9 protein-coding genes are annotated in these 20,526 nt (G+C 41.5%); all 9 read right to left on the minus strand.

From position 1 onward, the window contains the following. Positions 1 to 112: 112 nt before the first annotated feature. The gene (locus I2I13_RS17270) at positions 113 to 2,017 is read right to left on the minus strand and encodes a family 16 glycosylhydrolase (RefSeq protein WP_074556757.1); all 1,905 of its coding nucleotides are present in this window, start codon (positions 2,015 to 2,017) and stop codon (positions 113 to 115) included. 31 nt (positions 2,018 to 2,048) lie between these two features. Further along, positions 2,049 to 3,524 carry a family 16 glycosylhydrolase gene (locus I2I13_RS17275; RefSeq protein WP_195650093.1) on the minus strand — a complete coding sequence of 492 codons (1,476 nt, stop codon included), beginning with the start codon at positions 3,522 to 3,524 and terminating at the stop codon, positions 2,049 to 2,051. Between the two features lie 18 nt (positions 3,525 to 3,542). Next, positions 3,543 to 4,436: a discoidin domain-containing protein gene (locus tag I2I13_RS17280; RefSeq protein WP_074556695.1), complete on the minus strand. Its 894-nt coding sequence runs from the start codon at positions 4,434 to 4,436 to the stop codon at positions 3,543 to 3,545. A gap of 28 nt (positions 4,437 to 4,464) precedes the next feature. After that, positions 4,465 to 6,102: a RagB/SusD family nutrient uptake outer membrane protein gene (locus I2I13_RS17285; protein WP_074635863.1), complete on the minus strand. Its 1,638-nt coding sequence runs from the start codon at positions 6,100 to 6,102 to the stop codon at positions 4,465 to 4,467. A gap of 28 nt (positions 6,103 to 6,130) precedes the next feature. Further along, positions 6,131 to 9,145: a SusC/RagA family TonB-linked outer membrane protein gene (locus I2I13_RS17290; RefSeq protein WP_074556693.1), complete on the minus strand. Its 3,015-nt coding sequence runs from the start codon at positions 9,143 to 9,145 to the stop codon at positions 6,131 to 6,133. Between the two features lie 32 nt (positions 9,146 to 9,177). After that, complete coding sequence (locus I2I13_RS17295; protein ID WP_074556692.1) at positions 9,178 to 11,118, minus strand: RagB/SusD family nutrient uptake outer membrane protein; 1,941 nt, start codon at positions 11,116 to 11,118, stop codon at positions 9,178 to 9,180. A 6-nt stretch (positions 11,119 to 11,124) separates the two neighbouring features. Next, a complete protein-coding gene (locus I2I13_RS17300) occupies positions 11,125 to 14,253 on the minus strand; it encodes a TonB-dependent receptor (protein WP_074635870.1) in 3,129 nt (1,042 codons plus the stop codon). Positions 14,254 to 14,491: 238 nt separating this feature from the next. Beyond that, the gene (locus tag I2I13_RS17305) at positions 14,492 to 18,643 is read right to left on the minus strand and encodes a hybrid sensor histidine kinase/response regulator transcription factor (protein WP_195650094.1); all 4,152 of its coding nucleotides are present in this window, start codon (positions 18,641 to 18,643) and stop codon (positions 14,492 to 14,494) included. Positions 18,644 to 18,870: 227 nt separating this feature from the next. Continuing rightward, a complete protein-coding gene (locus tag I2I13_RS17310; RefSeq protein WP_195357475.1) occupies positions 18,871 to 20,427 on the minus strand; it encodes an ATP-binding protein in 1,557 nt (518 codons plus the stop codon). Between the last annotated feature and the right edge of the window lie 99 nt (positions 20,428 to 20,526).

Here is a 20,526-nt window from a genome sequence, read left to right on the forward strand (position 1 = left end):
GTTTTTTCGTTTACAGAGATACTTTATACTCACAAGAATAACGTCCAAATTTATGTCAAAAAAGGGATACAAAAAGACCTAATTTCATACAGAGACAGTTATATATACGAAATTAATAAGGTTTCCACCTATCAATCCATTCAATAAAAGGTATTCCTTTTTCATTAAATTGAATAGGCAGCCAGATATAACGTGAATCCAGCAAACTCTCCGGACGCCAGCTATCTGCCATAAAAACAAATCGGTCTTCCTTCCCTTGCAAAGGAAAGATATATGTGCCCTGTCCCCCGAACGTCTTATCCGCTTTCTCTCCGATGCATGGATTAGGAAGTTGTTTCCATTCTCCAAGAATCGAACCGGCTGTCAGCAGTCGGGCTTTATTAGGCTCCCATCCCGTACAACCGGAAGTTATCATCCAGTACGTTCCGTCTTTCTTGAAAATAGCGGGAGCTTCATTATGTCCGCCGGGAAAAATACGTATATACCTGCCTGTATGATCGAGATAATCATCAGACAATTCAGCAATCTGCAATGTCAGGTTATCTTCCGAAGAATAAATATGATAAGCCTTCCCGTCATCATCCACAAACAGAGTCATATCGCGGGACATTTGTCCTCCTTCCAAATCCCTTCTTACAAACAATCCCTTTTCAATCGCATTATACCATCCCGGAGTCCACCATTCTTTATATTCTGAAAAGTCCCATTTAATCCTTTTGTCCTTTTCCGTCATATTTAATGGATAAATGCCCGGATTGACACGACCGGAACGGATAAACCGATATGGTCCAGTTGGTGAGTCACTGACAGCAACGGCTGCATACGCAGAACTGTATCCTTTCCCTTTCTTTTCCAAATGAAACCACATCACAAACTTTCCGGTTTTCTCATTATATATCACTTTCGGACGTTCCATGATACATCCTTGTTCAATATCATCCCCTTTCTTGCCGGATACAGCCAAGACAATACCTTCAGGCTTCCATTTGCATAAATCAACGGATGAATAACAGCTTACTCCTTTTTCAGTCACAAAACCGGATTCGGGACGATGTTCGCCAAACCAATAATATATACCCTGATGAAAAAGTATGCCTCCCCCATGCGCATTAATCACATTCCCTTCCATATCCCTCCACACTTTACCGGAAACAATCTTTTTCTCCTTCTGATAAACTCTCACATAATCTATCTCATACTTCATCGGAAAAACAGTTTCATCAACCGGACCACCATTAATACCGCCAATAGCAAGATTCAACAAAAGATATTGTGGTTTCGTAAAAGGATTCGCCCCTTTGCCGATACTTCCGTTTACCGTATTATTCAAAGGAATCTCATTTAAAAGTTCATCATCCAAATAAATCTTAATCGCTTCTTCGTCCCAATCCATTCTCCAAATATGGAATTTGGAAGCCCAATCAGAATCCTTATTTGTAAAATGAGAATATGGAATAGCCCGACTATCCCATTTTGCAATCCATTTCTTATCTGTTCCCCACGCAGCATTTGCCAAAACATGAGGAATCCCCCTGATATGGTAATATTCCATAAGATCTATCTCTCCACAGGAGGGCCACTCCATATTACTTCCTAACATCCAGATAGCCGGCCATGCGCCTTTCGCCACCGGTATGCGGGCACGCACTTCAAAGCGCCCGTAGAGAAACTCCTTCTTTCCAGCGGTCGTCACCGATGAAGAAGTATATTCTACAAACTCCTGTTTTTTGCGCCAATCGTTACTACCACGCACATAAATAGGATTCCGGCGACCTTGTTCCTTCCGGGCTTCGATGACAAGAAAGCCCCCTTTACAAACTGCATTGTCCGGCTGATACCATTGAGCCTCCTCATTACGAACATACCCTTGTTCATAATTCCATACGGAAGGGGACAATCTCCCTTCCGTATTAAACTCATCGCTCCAGATCAACCGCCAATCATTGCTCTGCGCGGTAACAATCAGAGGTAAGGTTGACAGTAATAACAATAATATACATGTATTATTCTTTTTCATCATCAATAGATGTCTCAGGATATCAATATATTTATTTTTTAGACTGGTAGATACGTATATAATCTATATGATATTTCAAAGGGAACGCAGAGTTATCCACAGGTCTTCCATTAATACCACCAATAGCAAGGTTCAGCATCATACGCTGTCCAAACCCCTCGTAATCGTTTGAATAAGGATTTTGATGCCCGCCTTCTCCGGCTCCATTGTCACCTTTGTTCACAGTCGTAGCCAAATTCGTTTCATTCAGCAACTCGCCATCCAGATAAATACGAATGAAATCCTTATCCCAATCCATCACCCACAGATGATACTTGTCAGCCCATTGTTTATCTTTGAAAGTGAAGTTCGTGATAGGATAGTTTTTTGAATTCCAAGTACCCGACCAACGGGAGTCTCCACCCCAACATACATTAGCATGTATTTTTTCCTTATAGAATTCCAACATATCAATTTCTCCACCCAACGGCCATTCCCACCAGTTGCCGGTTGACCAGATAGCCGGCCATGCACCTTGAGCCACGGGTATCTTTGCACGTACCTCCATGCGGCCATACTTAAATACATACGCATCCTTTACGACAATACAAGACGAAGTATATTCCGAATATTCGCGATTTTTCTTCCAATCACTGCTGCCTGCCTGATAATTCGGATTTTTCACAGCTTCCTGCCGTCCTTCTATACACAAAGCACCTTCCTTCATCTGTGCGTTATCTTTCTGATACCATTGGTCTTCTTCATTCCGCTGGAATCCGGTTTCGAAGCGCCATATATTACCATCCGGTTCTCCTGTACCGTTGAACTCATCGTGCCACAACAGTTGCATTCCATTTTCCAATGTATGGTCATCAGCTACCCCCACCTTGTCGGCCACGTATGCTTCCTGATCTTCCGGTTCCACCGGTTTCACATAGTTCACATTGAATAGTAGCATCAATGTATTTGTTTTAGGATTAATTCCATAAGAAGATGAGGACTCAATCGTTAATGGAAGCAGATACAACAGATTTCGCTCCGCCTCCTGACAAGCAGCAATCAGTTCGCTAGAATAGACAGTCACTGATACGGCATCCGATTTTGTTTCACCTGCTTGTAGCGTTAATGTCGGGGAAGATAAATGATAAAAGGACTCCGGAAGTAGTTCCGCACCATCATATTTTGCGTAAATACCTCCTTCAGATACCTTAGCCAGTACTTTATTCAATGTATCCTTATTCACAACCAGGCTAACCTTAGCTTCTTGTCTGGCTATACGTTCTTGATAAAGAGACAAACTCAATTTGTAAGTAAAGTTCTTGACAGGTGTTTCATCCTCACTTTGCTGTAAAGCCGTAATTACATTACACTCCGCACCATCCCACACATCACGGGCCTGCGTCAGATTCAACAAATTCAGATCTAACTGACCTTCATAACTAAAATTTTTATCATCGTCACAGCCATACACTCCACCGATGAAGGTGGCCGCCATGCAGGCGACCATCCATATTTTATTCATTTTCATTATACATTTCATTTTAAATTAATCCAAGGGAACTGTTTCCGGGTCATACGTTTCAATATCCGCATCAAAGAAGGCAATCTCTCCAACATGGAAATATTTTTTATCCTGCGAACTTGTCAATACATTGAAACGGAAAAATTTAAACTTCTTTCCCGGCATTACAAAATCTGAAGCATACTTTGTCTGACGTGTCGTTGGCAGTCCAGTCAAAAAAGAGACTGTTTCCCACTGTACGCCGTCCGTACTAATCTGCAACTCTGCAGAAGTTGGAAATCCATCCGAATTACCTGTATCTCGTGTATAATACTCAAATGCAAAATTTTCATGTTCTTCTTTCAAATCAATCTGTATATAGTGTGGCAGAGCCACTTGCGGGGAATGCCAGTTGGTGTGAAAGAAAGAGGGATCCGCCGTTTTTCCATCTATCAGACGGTCAAAATACCCTTCGGACGCATCCGGATAATTACAAGACAACTGGTCTACTGTCAGAGTAACCTGCGTACGGGATTTTTCCGTATACGATGCAGGCATTGCTCCTGATCGCGCTTTCAATTCCTGAACTGCTCCTGCTTCATGAGCCGCACTAAAAGTCTGCAAATAGAAAGTATAGTCTCCGAAACGAGCACGAGTATTCTCTATCAACATTTCGGTTGTTCCTTTAGAAGCAATCTTACAAACATTCTTCTTTAGCAAAGGATCATAATAGCGGATCTGCATATAAGCATAATCACCTTCCGGCGCTTTCCATGTCAGTTTTATCTGCCCCGGTAAAGCCTCCGGAGTGACAGTCGAAAGTTCAATCGTTACAGGAGAGCCTCCCCCTGACGTCTCAAATTCTTCAAAATTCTTATCACAACCAATCATTCCCAGAAAAGTAAAGGCTGCAATCATATATTTTATACTCAACTTCATAGCTTTTATCTTTTATCATTAATAAAACTTACCATCCCGGATTCTGGCTCAGATTCGGATTCTTGCGCATTTCCGAAGCCGGAATCGGAAAGAAATACATTTTATCATCCCAGACCAATGACTTATTTACCCGATTATACCGGAAACTTCCATCTGTATTTCTAATAATCTCCATACGCCCGATATTAGTGAATCCACCTTCTTTCCAACGGCGGACATCCCAGAAGCGATGCTGTTCAAAAGCCAGTTCAACCATTCTTTCTTTTTTATACCGTTCCCAAAAATCCGTATTAGAAATATCATCCGGAAAATCCGGCATTCGTACATCCGAACGCTGACGCACCTTATTGATTGCGGCACAAGCCGACATTCCAAATTCATCGTCCGTAGTACCGGCTGTTCCCAAATAGCGGAAGACTGCCTCTGCATAGTTCAGATAAAATTCTCCCAGACGAAACACAACCCAGTTATGCCGTTTGCCACCACTGCCACTCTCCGCACTGATATCAGTAGATGCGTCCAGATACTTCTTCAAGTAATAACCGGTAGGTGTAGCATAAGGCAGCGGCAATCCGTTCTTACCGCCGACAAATGTTTCCAACGGGGTCGGATTCGTATTCGGCCATTTATCACCATTACAAGCGATAGTCATACCGAAACGCGGATCTTTATCTCCATTATCCTTCGATTCATAAGCATCTACCAATGTTTGTGTCGGACAATTACCGGAATTGGCATTCTCCATACCAACCGGGAAATTAGTATATTCCGGACTACTTGTATCTCCAATACGACGGACGAAAATCATTTCAGAAGCTTGATAATTATCAGTACCCCAGATATCCGTGTATTTTCCAAGCCGGATGCCGTTAGCCATACAATAATCAATAACAGCCTTATTGGCTACAGCAGCTTCACGCCATAAGTTCCGGTCTTCACCACCACTGAACAACTTGCTTGCTTTATACAATGCAGCGCGGGCCTTTAAAGCCAAAGCCGTTCCCTGCGTGACACGACCGGCCTCCGGGTTGGAACCACCTGCGGCATCATTATCCAAAGCGGAATAAGAAACAGGCAATTCCGGTGCCACTTCCTCACATTCACTAATAATAAAATCAAAAACCTCTGATGCCGGAGTACGTGAAAGAGAATTGGCTTCTTTCTCTGTCAATACATCCTCTGTGAAGGGCACATCCCCATACGCACGCACCAACAAGAAATAATAATACGCACGTAGCAGACGAACCTCATACTGGTAACGGTTGAACCGGTTCATTTGAGCTTCATAATCCTGCGCATAGCGCAAGTCATAAAAATCAAGTTCCTTACTCTCTTCCAGATAGTAATTGGCTGCACGGATACCCGAATAATACCCCCATAGGGATTTAGGATTCAATGCACTCCAGGCACCATTTGTATAGTCGAGAACAGACGAATAAGTAACAGCCATTTCCGCTTCATCACAAGCGGAAGCCATTGACTGATAACTTGGCAAATCAGAGTCCAGATAACTATAGATATTATTCACAAATCCTGCCGTACGGGAAAAGTCCGAAAAGACATAATCCTTGTCATACGATGTGTATTCATGATAATCCATCTTGTCGCTGCAAGCAGACACCACCGCTATACAAGCTATTCCCAAGCATATATTTTTCAAATTCATAGTTTCTTTCTTTTTATAGCATTAAACGTTAAAATCCTACTGACAAACCAACATGAACAGAACGGGTAGCAGGATAAGAGTTATTCATCGCTTCCGGATCCAGTTGGTCAATACTATCAAAACTAAGTAAATCAACCCCTCGTACATATACTTTCGCATTTTTCATCCAGAACCTGTTCAACCAAGATGAAGGAAGTTTGTAATACACCTCACAATTGCGCAACTTCAAGAAAGAACGATCTGCCAACCATAAAGAACTTGTCTGCAGATTGTTGTCAACGGTTTCCGTCGTCAACCTTGGGAAACGGGCATTCGGAGTTTCCGGTGTCCAGCAGTTCTGATAAGCATAATTGGAAATCGTCGTATTATCTACCAAAGGATGGTAGTAAGTTCCTGACAAGATTGCCGTATAATTTCCCACTCCCTGGAATTGTGCACTAAAACCCAGTCCCTTCCATTCCAAACCAAGACTGAACGAATAATAAGTTTCAGGACACGTACTATTGTATCCCATAGCTACTCTGTCATCCGAATTAATCACTTTATCACCGTTCATATCTTTATATTTGATATCTCCGGCCTTTACCGGTCCAAACTGTTGTGGCAAGCTATTATCTATATCTGCCTGATCCACAAAATATCCGATAGCCTGCAATCCAAAGATCTGCCCTACCGGATTTCCCGTAGAACGCGTATAGTCATAGGCAGCAGGTTCTTCCAGCATCTCTACAATTTTACTCCGGTTGTAAGTGAATGTTCCGCCCAGATTTAATTCCACGTTACCAATCTTCTTATAGTAATTGGCACCGATTTCCGTACCCCAACTATCTACGATACCCGCATTGACATAAGAGCCGGATGCACCCAGCACTGCCGAGTTTTGTCCGTCTGAACTGACCCAAATATCAGAACGTCTTTCATAAAAACCGTCCACTGTCAAAGTCAACCCCTTGAATAAAGTAGCGTCCACACCCGCATTATATTTATAAGCTTTTTCTGTGGTTCCGTTAACAGAAGCCAAACGGCCTTCATGCCAGCCACCATCGCCACCGAAATTGTTATTTATCGGATAGCCATTACCGCCACCTACCGTCTCATTCCAATAGCCGTTACCGGGAATATTATCCGTATTCAAAATACCGAACGAAGCCCGCAGCTTCAGGAAATCCACCACATTCTGACGTTGCATAAACTTCTCATTAGAAATGAGCCATGCCAGCCCAACTGTAGGAGACACATTCCAACGATGATCGGGCGCCAATAAGTTGGAAGCAGAAGCCATCAATGTAAAATCCGCAAAGTAACGGTTCTTAAAGCCATAATGAGTATACCAGCCCGCATTCTGACGGTAGAACGTATTATTGATGCCTTTAGCATTATCATATTTATAGGTATAAAGCAGCATGGAATGCAGACTGTGCGCACCAAACTGACGTTGCCAGTCAACATTCATCTGAAAATTAAAGGCGCGGTATTGCCAGTCAAGTTTACTGTCGCCTGACATTTCCGTGTCTTTTCCTCCCGTCACTTCCTCACCTGCTACCGGCAGCCCATTTTCCCAGGACACCACAGATGCCATGCCATACTTATATCCTTTCGTATGATTCTCCCAATAAGAAGCGAGATTATCATATCCTATACGGACAGAGGCTCCCAAACCCTTAGTTAAAGAAGACAAATCCTGCCGCAAAGACATATCAGCATATAATCCACGGGTATGTCCTTTTGAATATGCACGCCCTTCGGTCAACGCTACCGGATTCCAGTTCTCCCCCCAAGTGGTGCTTCCTCCCCACAAACCACTTTCCGTACGGATAGGGAAAGCTGCTGAAGGCAATTGGTACAACTTGCTTATCAAATTATCGCTGCCCATGCCCGGACGACTGAATTCATTCAAAATCCCCATGATATTGGCCTTCATCTTTGTTTTCGGTGACAAATCAATATCCAGATTGGTACGGAAGTTAGCTTTTGAATACTTTTCCTGAGTGGAATAGTCGGCATTCGTATCGAAGTTTTTGATAAACCCACGGTTATTCTGCAAATTCATCATTGTATAATAACGCATCTTGGTAGATCCGCCGCGGAAACTCAATGTCGCGATATCTGACGCTCCACGATCACGAAAGACCTCTTCCCACCAGTTTACATTCGGATAAAGATAAGGCGAGGTACCATTCTTAAACGCATTCAGTTCATTCTGCGAATAGCGCATCTGCTTGCCATCATTTGCCAATGCCTCATTCAGAGCGGAAGCATACGTATAAGCATCTGCCATTTCCGGCTTGCGCGTCATATAATTGAAAGCATGATCATAAGAGAAATTAATCTCACGACTATTGTATTTACCACGTTTTGTCACAATATTGACTACGCCATTCACTCCCCTATAGCCATAAAGAGCCAACGCAGCCGCATCACGGAGAACACTAACAGATTCCACTTCTTCCGGAGTGATATATTTCAAAGCCTGCCAGTTATTATCCCGCTCAAGTCCGTCTACTACCAACAAGATTCCATTATTATCATTCAGTGTTTTCAATCCACGGATATACATTGACGGCATCTGTTCCCATACTACACCAGTACTTTGCATGGTAGTCAGTCCCAACACATTACCATATAATGAATTCCCGATTGAAAAAGCTGAACTTTTATCTATATTCTCTGCATATACAGTAGATACGGCACCGGTAGACTCTGCATTCGTCTGCTGCAAGCCAAATCCGTAGTTTACTTTCTCTGAGGAATAATCCATGACAACGGTCAATTCCTTTCCGTTGTCTACTTTCACCACCTTCGTTGCATCATCGCCAGTCTGTACTTTCAACCGGCTTCCTTTCACCGCAATGATTTCAAAACGTCCGTTTCTATCTGTAGCCACCCGTACCAGCGGATTCTCTTCAACCGAAACTAAAGCTCCCGCTACCGGTTTCCCTTTTTTATCGAGAACCCTTCCGGTCACATTATCTTCACTTTGCGCCCATCCGTTCAAGGTGACACTAGCGAATATCGCTAAAGCTAATATCTTATATTTTTTCATTTTATTCTATGATTAATCGTAGTTATTCCACATTAATTCCATCCGGGATTTTGAGTCAACCCGTATTTCTTGTTCACCTCTGATGGTGGAAATGCCGACAAATACCACTTCGGACTGAAATTACTCCACCATGCACGGGAAGGATTTACCAGCGGAAACGCCTCATAAGTGAATTGTGTCGGTTTAGGATAAGCACTGCTGTTTCCTGTAGTTCCGGACCAAGGAGTGTTTCCTCCCCCATCATTTCTATAAATCTTTAATCCGTGAAGTTGTTTTCTGAAAAGATCTTCTCTCTTATATCGTGTCATATCAAACAAACGTACATCTTCCAGCCCCAATTCACAAGCACGCTCTCTAAGAATTTCTTCCAACAAAGCATCAGCATCGGTCGTCAGATTCTTGTCCGGATTACAAGCTGCCAAGTCACCTAAACCGACACGGACACGTACTTTATTAACTTGCTCAATAGCCCCTGTCAAATCATTTTTAGATTTAAGCAATGCTTCCGCATAAATCAGATACATTTCTGCCAGACGCAGATATGGCCATTGCAGATATTTATCTTTCAGAGAATTGACGCCTTCCTTATAGAACTTGTAACACCCGAATCCGGTAGCATACTTGCCTGTCTCCTTCTCCGTATCATTGATATTGTCACGTCCTCCAATCCATAATTCGGCAGCATGATCACCAAACTGTGTTCCATTCACCAGCATCGTTTCATACAGACGCGGGTCACGAGTCGGTCGGTTATAGTCATTATCCGTATAAAACGGGTTTGTAGCAGCATTCAACCGGAAAGGTTCACCATTACTTATCGGGAACATCTCCATAAATTCCAATGTAGGAGTCAGTCCACCTGTATAAACCGTGCCATTGTCTCCTTTGACAAAAATATACTGCCATTCATCCCATGAATTAAATTTACCAAAACGGGAAATATGTGTAGAAATCAATAGCTCCTTATTATTCTCACGGGTAAAATAAGCCTTATTGTACGCATTTCTATAACCTTGTGCCGTAGCTTCTGTTGCCTGCGTCAGTTCATAATATCCTTTTGACTGAAGTTCCGTAAAGAAATCAACACAAGCCTGCCAGCACTGATCCCACAATTCCGGTTTGTAGGCACCATACCACACCTGATGATTAACCACAGCATCTTGCGGTGGCTCCATACAATAAGGAACATTATCATTAAACAACGGACTGGCCGCAAATAAAAGAATCTTGCACTTCAGCCCCATAGCGGATGCCTTGGTAAAGCGTCCCTGCCAGTTCGTGTCATCCGTTCCCAAATCCCACGGAAGTTGGGGAGTGGCAGCAGCCTCGTCCAAAAGATCAACCATATACTTCACTGTTTCTTCCACCGTAGCACGAGGCAGTTCATAAGAAGGCTGCACATCATAGGTTTCCTTAATTAACGGAAGCCCTCCAAAATGGCGGAACAAATCAAAATAACGAGATGCGACAATCACTTTAGCTTCTGCCGCCAAACGTTTTTTCTCCGCATCATCCATATCCGGAACCCGATCTACATTCTCCACAAAAAGTAATGCGGCACGAATCGCCTCCCAACAGTTCTCTTTAGTATACCCGAAACGTGTATCATCGCTGCTATCCTCATCACCAGCCTTATAAGAACCCGAATAGTATTTCCGGTTAATTCCGTTCCAGTCTGTGTGGCTATGCCAACAATCGGACATCATTTCAAAGATCCCGGTATTCATTTTTCCCTCCACAGTATTCCAATATACAGGGAGCCCATAATAAAGTTTGCTATAAGTATCCCACAAGAAAGCACGAGCATAAGTCGCTTTTCCGAAGATTGTATCTTGCGTTACTGCTACCCCCGGAGCTTTTTCTAAAAAGCTATCTCCAAATTTCACCTGATCGACACAAGAAGAGGCAAACAAAGCCACTCCTGCAAATGCCGCAATAAACCATTTACTTAAATGTTTCATCATATTATTCATAAAGCATTAGAATCCAAGTTTCAATCCAATATTAAACACACGTGTCAAAGGATAATTAGGGCGGGAACTCTGACGAGATTCGGGGTCTCCCCATTTGAATCCGGTAATAGTAACCAAATTATATCCATTGACATATAACCGGCAATTATCCATCTTCATTTTTTTCATGAAAGGGAAATTGAAATTATAACCTATCTCAATACTCTTCAGACGTAAATAGCTGGCATTAACCAAATACAAGTCAGACCCTGCATAATTATTGGAAGCATGCAGACTGGAAGTACGCGGAAACTTAGCTGTGAATGTATCAGCCGATGAACGCCACGTTGTATCATACTGATAAAGCAACAATCCCTTTTCATTCGTATCACCCAACGGACGTCTGAATTCGTCCAACATACGGTCCGCATTCCAAGCTCCCGTCCATTGCATGGAGAAATCAAAATTCTTCCAGCTGAATCCGGTATTCAATCCGGCCGTGTATTCCGGCATATCCGTATATCCTATATCCCGCGTAGCATCATTAGAGTTTATTTCACCATCGGCATTCAAGTCCACATAAACGCAATCACCCGGCACCAACGTAATACCATGATCAGCTATCGGACGTCCAAACTCTTCCTGATAACGTATATCTGCCGTTTCATCATAGAAGCCCCAAAACTTATACATCGAACGGGAACCTATTCTACGTCCTGTCTCATACATCCAAGGCTCATTTTGATCTACCTCATTCTTGTAAACAATTTTATTCCTTGAGAAAGAAATATTAAAGTTTGCCCAATATCTGAAATCATTTTTCAGAGTTTCGTTCCATTTCAACTGTACTTCAAATCCTCTATTCAATGTCTCCCCAACGTTAACAGAAGGAAGTGACATGCCTAGAATTGCCGGCAAATAATCGGGTTTAGATAAAATATCACTACGGTCTTCTCTAAAGTAATCTAAAGAAACCGTCAAACGCTCCGCCAAAAAAGTGGCATCCACTCCATAATTCTGCTTTATAGCAGTTTCCCACTTGGCGTCCGGATTAGAACGGCTGACTTCACTGGCACCGGGCATTTTATTTCCAACATTCTGTCCGAAATAATATCCTCCATCACCATATTGGTAAGAATCAGGCAGATATAAGAATCGTTGTGATACATCATTACCCACCATTCCTACAGAAGCACGTAGTTTCAAATAATTCACCACACTTTTAACTGGTTGGAAGAAAGACTCCTCACTCACGACCCATCCCAATGAACCTGCCGGAAAGAAACCATACCTATTTCCCGGACGGAAGTTTTCCGAGCCGTTATAACCCGCATTAAACTCTGCCATGTAACGGGTTTTCCAATCATAAGTCACACGCCCTACCAAACCTACATATCCGGTAGGAATGTCAGAGTACTCTGACGGATAATATTTCTTTGACTGATTATAGAGTAACAATGCTGTCACATTATGATCTCCAAACTTACGGGCATAATTCAAAGCCAGTTCCATATACCAGTTACGCGCTTTAGAAAAGCCATTGTCAGGTTCATCGTAACTTAATTGAGAATCAGTCCCATATTTACGAAGAGAAATAGAACCATCAGCATTTGCAACAGGTGTATAATAAGCCTTGGACGAACTTGCCTTTTTTATATTAGCATATTCTGAGTTATAAGCACCTTTCAGTTTCACGGACAATCCTTTTGTGATGAAATCCAGTTTCTGGTTTAATGCAAGGTCTACATTCAGAACATTTGTCGTCTTTGTCTGAAAGCCCTTTCCATAATAAGAGCTCAATCCGTCCATTCCCGTAAAAGGGAGAATTTCGGAATTAGATACGACACGTTCACCGTTTACAATACCTGCACCCGCAAAAGGAACCGCCCAATAGAGCTTACGGAACAATTGATTCTGGTCTTCACCTGATTCAGGAGTACGTTTGGTCTCTATACGACCACCAATATTAACTGACAGCAAAGTTGTTTTCGTTACATCAAAATCCAAATTAGCACGATAATTATAACGCTTGTAATCAAAGTTAAAGTCATCCGTTGCATTGAACTGCTTGAACATACCACCTTGCGTGAACAAACCGGCAGAGACAAAATATTTCATATTGCTAGTTCCACCAGATATATTCACATTATGTTGAGACTGAAAAGCAGCCTTATTCATACAATAATCAATCCAGTTAATATCCGGATATATCAACGGATTAGAATGATTACGGAACGTTTCCAGCTGTTCATCGCTAAAAGTAGCTACCCCGCCATCATTGACCTTCATCATATTATAATAGGAAGCATACTGGTAGGAATTGGCAAACTCCAGATCCTTCGTCCGCACATTGACACCGGCTGACGTGGAGAAAGAAACCTTTGCCTTTCCTTCAGCCCCACGTTTGGTCGTAATCAAGATAACACCATTGGCACCCCGCACACCGAATACAGCCGTAGCTGAAGCATCTTTGAGCACAGTCACACTCTCGATTTCATTCGGGTCAATCTGCGAGAAATCTCGTTCTACACCATCTACCTGAATCAACGGTTTCGCATTGTTCCATGTAGCGACACCACGTACATAAATATCCGCCGCATCCGCTCCCGGCTCACCGGAATACTGTACGGAAGAAATACCTGTGATTTGCCCGGACAATACATTAGATAAAGATCCCGCCGGAGTCTTCAACAAGTCATCTCCCTTCATAGAAGAAATAGCCCCCGTGATAGACACTTTTTTCTGAACACCATAAGCTACCACCTGAACTTCCCCCAATGACTGTGCATCTTCTTCCAAAACTATATTGAGACTAATACCTTTCTTAATGGTTACCACTTTTTCTTTGTAACCGATAAAACTAATTTTAATTTTTGCACTGGAATTCGCATTGAGAGAAAAACGCCCGTCTATATCGGTAATGGTTCCCAGCGTAGTTCCCACTACCGTAACATTAGCACCAATCACAGGCTCACCATTAGCATCCACCACCGTGCCTGTCACTTTGGAGTTTTGCTGCACCACCTCCACTATGGGATTCTCGTCTCCATATCCTTTCAGAGGAATCAAAAGAAACAAAAACAACGAGAGTGCTACCGGAAGTAGCCGACATTTCTTTCCCGCTTGTCTTTCATGGAATTGCTTTTGTTTTTCCATTTAGTATAAATATTAAGATTAAACATTAAGTTAGCTAAATGATTCATTATGTTTTCTGAATCATTGATGCAAACATAACCAATAGCACTCCAACATGACTCCAAGGATAGTTATTCAAGGTAGAATTTTAGATATTCATCTTATTTGAACTATAATTCGACATACGAGCTCTTGAAAGAAATCAAACATTTCCTTTTTAAAATCTTGAGAAAAAGAATAGGATAGCTGCCTGTGCTCTTTATCCTTCTTTTAGTAAGAAACGGTCAATGTATTCTGACGGTAACATTCCAAATTCTTTCTTAAAACAAGAGCTGAAATATTTAGGGTCATTAAAACCTACGGCATACGCCAATTCTGATACACGGACGTTCGCTCCCTTTTCTTCCATAATTCTGCACGCAGCCTTCAGACGAATGTTCCTGATAAAAGCGGAAGTATTCAGCCCCGTCAAAGATTTCAATTTCTTATACAAAGTAGACTTACTGGTATTCATCTCCTCTACAAACTGTGTCTGGTCGAAACTACAATCATCAAGATGATGATTTACGCAGTCAATGGCACGCTGCATAAAGTCTTCATCAATGCTGGTATAGTTCATATCTTTCACCTCAAATACCAACTGTTTCTTAAAATCCCATGCCATACGTTCCTTGTACTTCAACAAGTTACGTATGCGGGCATGCAAGACTGCCAAATTAAACGGTTTACTGATAAACGCATCTGCACCTACCTCATAGGCTTCTGCACGGTCCTCCTCTTTATTCTTGGCAGTCAGCAATATAACGGGAATATGGCTTATTTCCAGGTTGTTTTTCACATATTTACAGAACTGGATGCCATCCATTTCAGGCATCATTACATCAGAAACAATTAAATCAATGTCTTCATTCTCCAAAACAACAACAGCTTCCTTGCCATTTTCAGCCGTAAACACATTATAATCGCGCCGTAGCAACCTTACCATCAACTGTAACAGTTCCTCATTGTCTTCTATGACAAGAATCGTATTCGTTTTCGTTTCCAAAGGAACTGCTTCATTTATTTCTCCTGTATTGTCTTCATAATCAATTGTCCTTGGAGCCGGAAGGGCTACATCGTCGTCTATCTGTTCCTCTTTGAAATAAGAACGGTCAATAGGTAAAGCAACAATAAATTCTGTCCCTTTGTCAACCTCACTCTCTACCGCTATGCTTCCTCCATGCAATTCAACCAAATCTTTCGTCAGTGAGAGTCCTATACCCGTGCCTATCGTATTGAATTTTCTATAATCGCCCTCATAAAAACGCTGGAAAAGAGTTTTCTGTTTTTCTTTAGAGATACCTTTCCCATTATCCTTGATTCGTAAAAGAATAAAGTCTTTGTTCTCTGAATACGAAACGGTAACTTGAATATATCCTCCTTCCTGACTATACTTTGCTGCATTGGAAAGGAGATTATAAAGAATCTTATCCAGTTTGTCCGTGTCAAAATATCCTACAATCGAATCCGGGTCACAAAGCACGGAAAAGTGTATCTTGCGTTTTTTGATTAACGGGCGGAAACTTTCTGCCTCATTCTTCACAAAAGCAGCAATATCTCCAGGAGAGACCCGGAGTTTCAGATTGCCGGTTTCCGCTTTGCGGAATTCAAGAATCTGTTGCAACAACCGAATGAGACGGCGGATATTACTCCCTATCACAGCATAAAGGTCGTCATGATTTGGAGCCTGCATTTTCAATTCATCCACCGTGGCGGAAATGATAGTCAGAGGGGTCAATAACTCATGAGTTATATTGGTAAAGAACTGTAGCTTGGCATGATTCAGTTCCTCAGCCTTTGCCTTATCCATTTCTTTCAACCGCAATTCATTTTGAAGAAGTATACGATTTTTCGCAGTCCGGTATAGATAAAAACAGACAAGGATTATCATTATGCCATAAATGAGATACGCCCACCAGGTGACCCAAAACGGCGGATGAACAATGACCGTAAGTTCACGGATATATCCACTCCATATTCCATTTTCATTAGTAGCCTTTAACTGAAACTTATAAGTGCCGCTTTCCAAATTATTATAATACGCAAAACGACGGTCAGCGCCGGTATATTGCCACTCCTTATCAAAGCCCTCAAGCCGGTAAGCATATTGATTTAATTCAGGATTCTTATAGGTAAGCGCAGCAAACTCTATACTAAAATTATTATATTCGTAAGGTAATTCTATTTTCTCGGTAAAAGACGGCATACAAGAAGATATACGCGTTCTTACTTCCGGTGGCAATGTACTAAAAGACCTGTTGAATATTTTAATATCTGTAAACAGGAAAGGCACCTCATGCTGGTACTCCTCCATATTATCAGGAAAAAAACTGTTATAGCCCTTATACCCTCCAAAGAAGAGTTCACCATTCCAGCTACAAGAAGAATTTGCAATAAAAAAATTATCCTGCAAACCATCTGCCGATGTATATACTCGTACAATAGGGGATTTCTCATTGGTTTTCACACTCAATTTCACAAGCCCCGCATTCGTTCCCAACCAGAGGTTCCCCCGTTCATCTTCTTCTATACAGCCAACCATATCACCGGGGATATTATATTCATGGTTCTTTTCCTCAAACCGTTTTTCCTTGCGACTATAAAGGTATAAACCGCCGCCTTCTGTCCCAGCCCACATATTACCTGATTGGTCAATATGAAGGCATAACACAGAATTTGTTTGTAATTTTTGGCTGCGATAGCTGTAATTCCTGAATTTTAATGACGACGGTTCGTTTATATCACCCGTTATATGGATAAGCCCCATATTTCCTGTTGCCAACCATATACTATGGTCTATATCCTCAATGATGTCTCTCACATATATCCAACTCGTCGATAAGCCATCGCCAAAATCCATCAGTCCAAACTTATAACTAGTCCCGTCAGCCCTGCTGACTCCTAACCCGCCGCGTGTACCCACCCAACAGTTTTCCTTTGTATCTTCAAAAAGTGCCGATACACAAGAAGAGGTAAGGAAATCACAATTATAATCGTACAGATTCTTCACCTTTTCTCCTTTTTGGTATATGAAAAGCCCACCGTCATAAGTTCCGAACCAAATCTCATTATTCTTCTTCCGCTGAATGATAGAATAAACAGTCGGCACAGAAGTTATTTCCGAAAATTCCGGTATATGGGAATTTGTTATTAATTGCCCTGTTGCATATTTCTGACAAGCTAATCCATAAGTACCTATCCCCATCCAAAGATTATGTTCAGAATCAACAAACAAAGCCCTTACGGATGTAGTCGGTATATCTTTGTCCATCAAATTCAGGTTATATTGAGAAAATAAAGGTCGACGGGTATCCGCCATCATGACTCCTCCACCTATAGAGCCAATCCACATATTCCCAAAACTATCCCTTACGATAGAATTTATTTCATCGCAAGGGATGTGGTTAGCCGCATTTTTAGACATATAATTGATAAAAGTGCCCGGTTCGTCATATTTCATTATGCTCAATCCGCTTCGAGTCCCAATCCATAAAGAATGTGTATTGAAATCTTCACAAATATCATATACTACGTCATCAGACAAACTATTCTCATCTCCTGCCATATGATGATAGCTTATATAAGAAACATGCTCCATATCTTTGGGATTCCGAATCTTAAAGAGCCCCCGTGCCCAACTGCCTATCCAGATAGCCTTGTTTGTATCTTCGTAAATCACATGGGCGGAGTTCCTGTCGTTTATCTCGGGGTAGGCGTAAAATTTATTAGCTGCCGGAGAATAACGGTAAAGCCCTGTATCCCACGTTCCAATCCATAAATCGCCCTCCGAGTCCTCGTATAATGCCTTAATAATACCATTATTCAAAACTCCCCCTGTCAGTTCGCCTGTATAAACAACAAAAGAATCGCGTTCCCGGTCATATCTGCATAATCCATTGTCTGTTCCCACCCACACATTATTATCTTTAGTTACTAACATACAAGATATGACATTATGCGGAATGTCCGGTAAGAGATATTTACGAAATTTTCCCGTTTTCTTGTCCAGTACATTTACACCTTCTTGCGTCCCAATCCACAGTTTATGGTCATTATCATCTGCCAAACAATAAACATTATTATTTGTCAGCAAGCCCGGAGAATATAAATTGGATTTATAGAGTGTAGTTTGATAACCATCATATTTTCCAAGCCCATTACGCGTGGCAAACCACATGAAGCCATCCTTGTCTTGATAGATTTTCTGAATTTCGTCAGTAGGGAGAGTATTAAATATAGAAAGTTGCTTGAACTTTATTGGTGGAATAGCCGTATGATTGAGCGCAGCATAAGAAACTGTGACAAATAATTGCAAAATGAATAGCACACATATTTGCTCTACCCGTAAACTGCTTATTTTTATCCTTTTCATATTATCAGACATCAGTAATATGAGCAAAGATAGGAAGTTTCAATATATCATAAGAGGAATTATCATTCTTTTTAGTCTACATAGTATGCTTTCCGAGAAGCCCCCTTATGTATTCTTTCGAAAAGTATTGTATTCTACGGAATAAATCAAATAACTCATCGACGTTTTTTCCATTTGCTTCCATCACAAAATAATCCCTAAGACCGCTACATAACTTTCACAATGCACTATGCATCAGCATCAGGGATTATTTTCCACTCCTTAATGCCGCGTGTCTCGGAAGAGAAGTCAACACCTATTTTATATAATTTGCGGGAATCTTTGGCAAAAGGCAAAGCATAGTCCTTCTCCTCTATCTGACGCAAAGCATCGTCGGCAGTACCATCAAGTTTCAGTTCCATCACGTAAATATAGTCTTTGGTTTTCAACACAATGTCTATACGCCCATTACTAGTGGTACGTTCTACGTCGGTATAAAAGCCCAACATTTTGAACACCAGATACATTGCATTTTGAAAATAAAGTTCCATCTTCCCCGTTATCTTGTAGTCAGTATCGGCAAACATGGATTGCATCCGCTGCATAAAGCTTTCAGGAGCACCACGACGTATATCCATGATAAAGTTAGTGATGAAAAATCCCGTCTTTTCTTCTTCTACCGGTGTGTAAAAAGGTATCAGATATTTAATGAAACCACTCTCCACCTCTTTGTTGGGAAAACCCAACCGGTAGATATCAAATTCTTCATTATACCCCTTTATCGTGAGATAACCACTCTGATAAATGACAGGGATAGGATTGCGTGACATAGAATCAATACTATTCAAAAAATCACCGGGAACCTGCTCTTCGGTTAGCTTTTCCAATTGGTAATTCGAATTCTTCATCAGAAAAACAAGAAATGAAGGAGTACCCGTTTCGAACCAATAATTGGCAAACTTCATTTTAGCTAAAGTATTGAGGATGCTGAAAGGATTATAGAGTCCTTCGGTTTTGTAGTCAAAATGGTAACCATCGTACTGTTCCTTCAGTTTAGTGTAACATTCCTCCTTTGTCAACCCGTTTCTTTCACCTAACAGCGCCACATCATTATCAAAGTATTCGTGGAGTTCTCCGTCTGTGATACCACAAATATTGATATAGCGGTCATCCATAGAGATATCATTCAGGTTATTCAAGTCACTGAACACACTCACTTTGCCGAATTTCGTCACACCTGTAAGGAAAGCAAGTTTGATATAACGATCCTGTGTTTTAAGTACAGAGTAGAAAGCTTTCAGCGTACTACGATATTCCGCCTGTAATGTCTCGTTACCGATAGCCTGCAACATAGGCTTATCGTATTCATCCACAAGAATAGCTACACGATGACCAGTCTTTTCGTAAGCACGTTCTACGATTCCCTTTAAGCGCAAAGCAAAAGTCACCTCTGTAGGAAAGGTGCCATATATCTCTTCCCATTTTTTGAGACTGTCATCAAGAACATGATTCAAGCTATCCATCGCGTCATATTTGGCAGTGTTCAAGTCAAGATGAAGAATAGGATGTTCTTCCCATTTATGTTCCAGCTTCTCGATGGCAAGCCCTCTGAAAAGTTCCTTTTTCCCACTCAGATAAGCTTCCAGCGTAGAAAGAAGCAAGCTCTTCCCAAAACGTCGGGGACGGCTAAGAAAATAATAACGTCCGGTAGTAGCCATTTGATAGACTAACGCCGTCTTGTCCACATACACATAACCGTCATTTATCAGACTCTCAAAGTTCTGTATTCCTATGGGATAAATCATAATGGGATGATATTTAAGTATTCACTACGCAAAGATAAACGATTTCCTCGCGTAGACAAAGTGAAGGGTGTTAAAAGATTAGGAATGATATCGCAAGAA

Origin of the sequence: Bacteroides sp. D55t1_190419_B8 (genome assembly GCF_015558905.1) — a bacterium.
In the GTDB taxonomy this organism is placed as follows: domain Bacteria; phylum Bacteroidota; class Bacteroidia; order Bacteroidales; family Bacteroidaceae; genus Bacteroides; species Bacteroides vicugnae.

What these genes read in the sequence shown, in the direction of transcription:
- I2I13_RS17270 (WP_074556757.1), bottom strand. Translation starts at nt 2,017, where the DNA reads ATGAAAAAGAATAATACATGTATATTATTGTTATTACTGTCAACCTTA.
- I2I13_RS17275 (WP_195650093.1), bottom strand. Translation starts at nt 3,524, where the DNA reads ATGAAAATGAATAAAATATGGATGGTCGCCTGCATGGCGGCCACCTTC.
- I2I13_RS17290 (WP_074556693.1), bottom strand. Translation starts at nt 9,145, where the DNA reads ATGAAAAAATATAAGATATTAGCTTTAGCGATATTCGCTAGTGTCACC.
- I2I13_RS17295 (WP_074556692.1), bottom strand. Translation starts at nt 11,118, where the DNA reads ATGAATAATATGATGAAACATTTAAGTAAATGGTTTATTGCGGCATTT.
- I2I13_RS17310 (WP_195357475.1), bottom strand. Translation starts at nt 20,427, where the DNA reads ATGATTTATCCCATAGGAATACAGAACTTTGAGAGTCTGATAAATGAC.
- I2I13_RS17280 (WP_074556695.1), bottom strand. Translation starts at nt 4,436, where the DNA reads ATGAAGTTGAGTATAAAATATATGATTGCAGCCTTTACTTTTCTGGGA.
- I2I13_RS17305 (WP_195650094.1), bottom strand. Translation starts at nt 18,643, where the DNA reads ATGAAAAGGATAAAAATAAGCAGTTTACGGGTAGAGCAAATATGTGTG.
- I2I13_RS17285 (WP_074635863.1), bottom strand. Translation starts at nt 6,102, where the DNA reads ATGAATTTGAAAAATATATGCTTGGGAATAGCTTGTATAGCGGTGGTG.
- I2I13_RS17300 (WP_074635870.1), bottom strand. Translation starts at nt 14,253, where the DNA reads ATGGAAAAACAAAAGCAATTCCATGAAAGACAAGCGGGAAAGAAATGT.